Consider the following 4,549-nt stretch of genomic DNA (forward strand, 5'->3'; position numbering starts at 1 on the left):
CCGGGGCGCTGACCTTCAAGCCGATCCCGCCGAACGAGCTGGACACGGTGATCGTGCCCAACGGCTACGACAGCGCGGTGGTCATCCGCTGGGGCGACCCGATCCTGCCCGGCGTACCCGGGCTGGACGTGCACCGGCAGACCGCGCGCCGGCAGTCCGCGCAGTTCGGCTACAACAACGATTTCCTCGGTGTCCTGCCGCTGGGCCGCGACGGGCGCCGCGCGCTGCTCGTGGCCAACCACGAGTACACCAACGAGGAGCTGATGTTCCCCGGCTTCACCACTCAGGAGGCTCTGAGCGTCGAGCAGGTCCGGGTGGCGATGGCCGCGCACGGCATGTCCGTGGTGGAGCTCGAACGTGTCGGCGGCACCGGGCAGTGGCGGCCGGTCGGCGGCCGGCGGCCGTACAACCGGCGTTTCACCATGCTGGACACGCCGTTCCGCTTCACCGGCCCGGCGGCCGGCACGGCGCTGCTGCGCACCGCGGCCGATCCACGCGGCCTGACCCCCATCGGTACGCTCAACAACTGCTCGGGCGGCGTGACCCCGTGGGGCACCGTGCTGTCCGGCGAGGAGAACTTCAACCAGTACTTCGTCGGTGGCGACGCTGCCCCGGCCGCCCTCAAACCGGCCCTGGCCCGCTACGGCATCTCCACCACCACCCGGGTGCCGGACGAGTCACGGCGCTGGGACCGCGCCCAGGAACGTTTCGATCTGGCCAAGCATCCGCACGAGGCGCACCGCTTCGGCTGGATCGTCGAGGTCGACCCGTCCGACCCCGATTCGACCCCGCGCAAGCACACCGCGATGGGCCGTTTCAAGCACGAGGGCGCCAACGTCATCGTCGCCAAGAACGGCCAGGTCGCCGCGTACATGGGTGACGACGAGCGGTTCGACTACCTCTACAAGTTCGTCTCCGCGAAGAAGTTCGTCCCGGGCGGCTCGGCCTCGGCCCGCCGGCACAACCTGACGCTGCTGGAGTCCGGGACGCTCTACGTCGCGAAGCTGACCGGTGACAGCCCGCCGGCGGAGATCGACGGCAGCGGCAAGCTGCCGTCCGACGGCGCCTTCGACGGCCGTGGCACGTGGATCAAGCTGGTGTCGGGGGACCGCTCGTACGTGCCGGGCATGACCGCGGCCGAGGTGCTGACCTTCGCCCGGCTGGCCGGCGACGCGGTCGGCGCCACCAAGATGGACCGGCCCGAGGACGTGCAGCCCAGCCTGCGGACGGGCAAGATCTACGCGGCGCTGACCAACAACGTCAACCGCGGCGTGGGTACGAACGCGGGGCCCGACGAGGCCAACCCCCGCCGGGAGAACAAGCACGGCCAGATCTTCGAGCTCGTCGAGGACGGCGGCGACCACACGGGCGAGACCTTCACCTGGTCGTTGCCGATCGTCTGCGGCGACCCGGCCGACCCGTCGACGTACTTCGCCGGCTACGACAAGACCGCCGTCTCGCCGATCTCGTGCCCGGACAACGTGGCCTTCGACAGCACCGGCAACCTGTGGATCGCCACCGACGGCAACCAGCTGGGCAGCAACGACGGCCTGTTCGCCACCGCCATCGAAGGGCCGGAACGCGGCCACCTCAAGCAGTTCCTGACCGTGCCGCCGGGCGCCGAGACCTGCGGGCCGTTCATCACCGGCGACGACCGCTCGGTCTTCACGGCGGTGCAGCACCCCGGTGAGACCGACGGCGCCACGCTGGACGAACCGGCCTCGACCTGGCCCGACGGCGACTTCGCGAAGCCGGCCGTGGTGGTCACCTGGCGGCTGGACGGAGGCCCGATCGGCAGCTGACCCGGCCGGCCCTCCACCCCGGGGCGCTTGACGGGCTCGCCTGCCGGCGGGCCCGTTACTCCTTTCGTGGCGGCGGGTTGCGGCCCGGCCGGCCGCGCCGGACGCTGGTGGCGGCAGCGTGCCGAGGATCCGGTCGATGGCGGTGGTTGTGGTCTATGGAGCGGCAGTCGGAAGTCCTGGCCGGCTGCGAGGCGGTGTGGTCGGCCGGCTGGATCGCGGTGTCCGGCGCGATCGACGCGGCCAGCGCGCCCGTGCTCGGGCAACGGATGCGCGCTCTCGTCGGCCCTGGGCAGCTCGATGTTGATTGCCGCTCCGTCACGTTCCTTGATGTCGCCGGTCTTCGGATGCTCGCCGAGGTGGGCGCCACGGCACACGCCGTAGGCGCGACCGTGTGTCTGCAGTGCTCACCGGCGGTGACGGAGATGTTGACCTTGTGTGGTGTACGGGAGCTTCCCGGCGTAGCGCTGAAACACGGGAGCCACGACAGCCCGGGGAGCCGACAGTGATCAGCCTGGCCGATGGTGGCCGCTCGGGAACCTTCGACCACCGCGCCCTCGTGGTCGACGCGGACGACACCGTCGAACGCGTGCTGCTCCCGTACCTGCGCCGGAAGATCACGTCCGATCAGCCTGTCCTGATGGTCGTCGGCACCGACACCGAAGCGATCGTCCGGGACCGCCTCGGCCCGGATGCCCACGCCCTGCGGTGGGCGCCGATGAACGCCTTCTACCAGCGAACGGGCTTCACCTACTCCAGGTTCCTGCGGTATCTGCGGGAACGGCAGTCCCGGCAGGAGGTCGTGCACATCGTCGCCGAGCCCGATGTCGTGACCGATCCCGATTCGCCGGTGGACCGGGCGGCCGCGTACCTGGGTTACGAGGCCATGGCCAATGAGGTGTACACCTGCTACCGCTGCTCGATCACCTGTGTCTGGCACGGCGGCCGGCAATCGCCGTCGATCATCGACGGGGTTCGCAAGGTCCACCAGCGTGAGCTGAGCGCCCGGGGCGTCGTGGACAATCCCGGGTACGTGGCGCCGGCCGACTTTCTCGGCGGCCGGGCGCAGACCGCCGAGACGGCGGTTCCGCCGGTCACGGATGTGGACCTGACCGTATGGCACGTCGAGGAGATGGCGGCCTGTCGCGCCGCTGTCGCCCGGTGGGCGAGCTCGCAGCACTTCGTACCCACAGCGGTACGGCAGGTGGTCACCGCGACCAGTGAAGTGGTCACCAACGGATTGAGACACGGCCGCCCGCCGGTGCGAACGCGCGCTTGGAGTCAGGACGCGACCCTGATCGTCCACGTCGAGGACCACGGCGGACGATGCATCCCCGTCCACGCCGGTTACCGGCCACCGGTCAGCCCCGCCGATCCGGCCGGCCTGTGGGTCGCCCGTCAGTTCGCGGACGTCCTCACCACCCGCACCGACGGTGGGCGGACCGCCGTACGGATGTACTTCCCCTACGCGGTGACCCACCGCAATCTCCGCGTGCCCACCTGACCTCCTCGCGGCCGGCGCCGAAGTTTTCGCCGCGTTGATCCGAAACGGCCCGCGATCCGTATTCCGGCCTACCAGGATCATCGAAGAACCATGGCCGGAGGTTGACGTGTTCGCGGTCGATCGGATGTTGCGTCACCTGGCGGGCACGGCACTGGCCGCGGTCGCCCTGCTCGTGCTCGACCCGCAGGTGGCAAGGGCCGAACCCGGCGTACCGGTGCCGCCCAACGGCCTGCTCACCGACCGCGGCAAGGGTGACGTCTCCGACGCGGACCGCGATTTCGCGGTCAAGGTCCGGCTCGCCGGGCTGTGGGAGATCCCGGCCGGTCAGATGGCCGAGGAGAAGTCGCAGGATCCGCGGATCCGCGCGATCGGCAAGGACATCGCCACCCAGCATGTCGCGCTCGACAAGCTCGTCCGGGCCGCGGCCAAGAAGCTGGACGTCACCCTGCCCGACAAGCCCAACGCCGACCAGCAGAAATGGCTCGCCGAGATGCGCGACGCGGAGGGCGAGGAGTTCGACCGCGTGTACATCGACCGGCTGCGGGCGGCGCACGGCAAGATCTTCCCGGCCATCGCCTCGATCCGGGCCGGCACCCGCAACGACACGGTGCGCAAGCTGGCCCAGCGCACCAACCAGTTCGTCATGACGCACATGACGCTGCTGGAGAGCAGCGGCATCGTCGACTTCGCCGCGCTGCCGACCGTGCCGCCGCCGGCCGCGGCCACGGGCGGAACGGCGAACGTCGCCCAGCAGACACCCGCGAGCTCGGCCACCGACCTGTCGGTGACCCGGAATCCGGTGCCCGCCATGATCCTGGTCGCCCTCGCGAGTGCGGCGGTGACCGCCTTCGTCCTGCGGTACTTCATGCAGAACTCCCGCCGGACCTACCGGCGGCAACGCCCCAGGTACTTCGAGTCCTGACCCCGGTACGACCCGGGCCGTCGTGTTCATCCGGCGTTCACCGTACGTCCGGTCCAGCTCCAATCGCAGCTCTTAGCGTCAGGCGACCCCGTCCGTGACGGGGGCCATATTGCCTGCGAGGAGCTCTGCCCCGATGACTGAACGACCCCGCCTGCTGCCGCTGCTCGGCCACACCGGACGCGACGCGATGACGTGCCTCTACCGCTGCGGCAACGCCTGCGACCACCCGGTGCCGAACCGGACGGACAACCCGTACCTCGGCGACGTCGTGAACACCGGGATGTCGCGCCGCGGTGTGGTGCGCGCCGGTGCCGTGGGCGCGCT

5 protein-coding genes are annotated in these 4,549 nt (G+C 70.4%); all 5 read left to right on the top strand.

From position 1 onward, the window contains the following. On the top strand, positions 1–1,802 hold a 1,802-nt coding region (locus tag AB0C29_RS34965), incomplete at its 5' end, for a PhoX family phosphatase (protein ID WP_360829559.1). Between the two features lie 155 nt (positions 1,803–1,957). Beyond that, positions 1,958–2,308: an STAS domain-containing protein gene (locus AB0C29_RS34970; protein ID WP_360829562.1), complete on the top strand. Its 351-nt coding sequence runs from the start codon at positions 1,958–1,960 to the stop codon at positions 2,306–2,308. Continuing rightward, positions 2,305–3,303 carry an MEDS domain-containing protein gene (locus AB0C29_RS34975; protein WP_360829565.1) on the top strand — a complete coding sequence of 333 codons (999 nt, stop codon included), beginning with the start codon at positions 2,305–2,307 and terminating at the stop codon, positions 3,301–3,303. The genes AB0C29_RS34970 and AB0C29_RS34975 overlap by 4 nt, the downstream gene beginning before the upstream one ends. A gap of 106 nt (positions 3,304–3,409) precedes the next feature. Further along, on the top strand, positions 3,410–4,225 hold the full coding sequence (locus tag AB0C29_RS34980; RefSeq protein ID WP_360829568.1) for a DUF4142 domain-containing protein: 816 nt from the start codon (positions 3,410–3,412) through the stop codon (positions 4,223–4,225). Between the two features lie 133 nt (positions 4,226–4,358). Next, positions 4,359–4,549 (top strand): hypothetical protein (locus AB0C29_RS34985; protein ID WP_360829571.1); only part of this gene is annotated, 191 nt, incomplete at its 3' end.

The sequence above is a fragment of the Actinoplanes sp. NPDC048791 genome, assembly GCF_040650095.1.
Classification (GTDB): Bacteria; Actinomycetota; Actinomycetes; order Mycobacteriales; family Micromonosporaceae; genus Actinoplanes.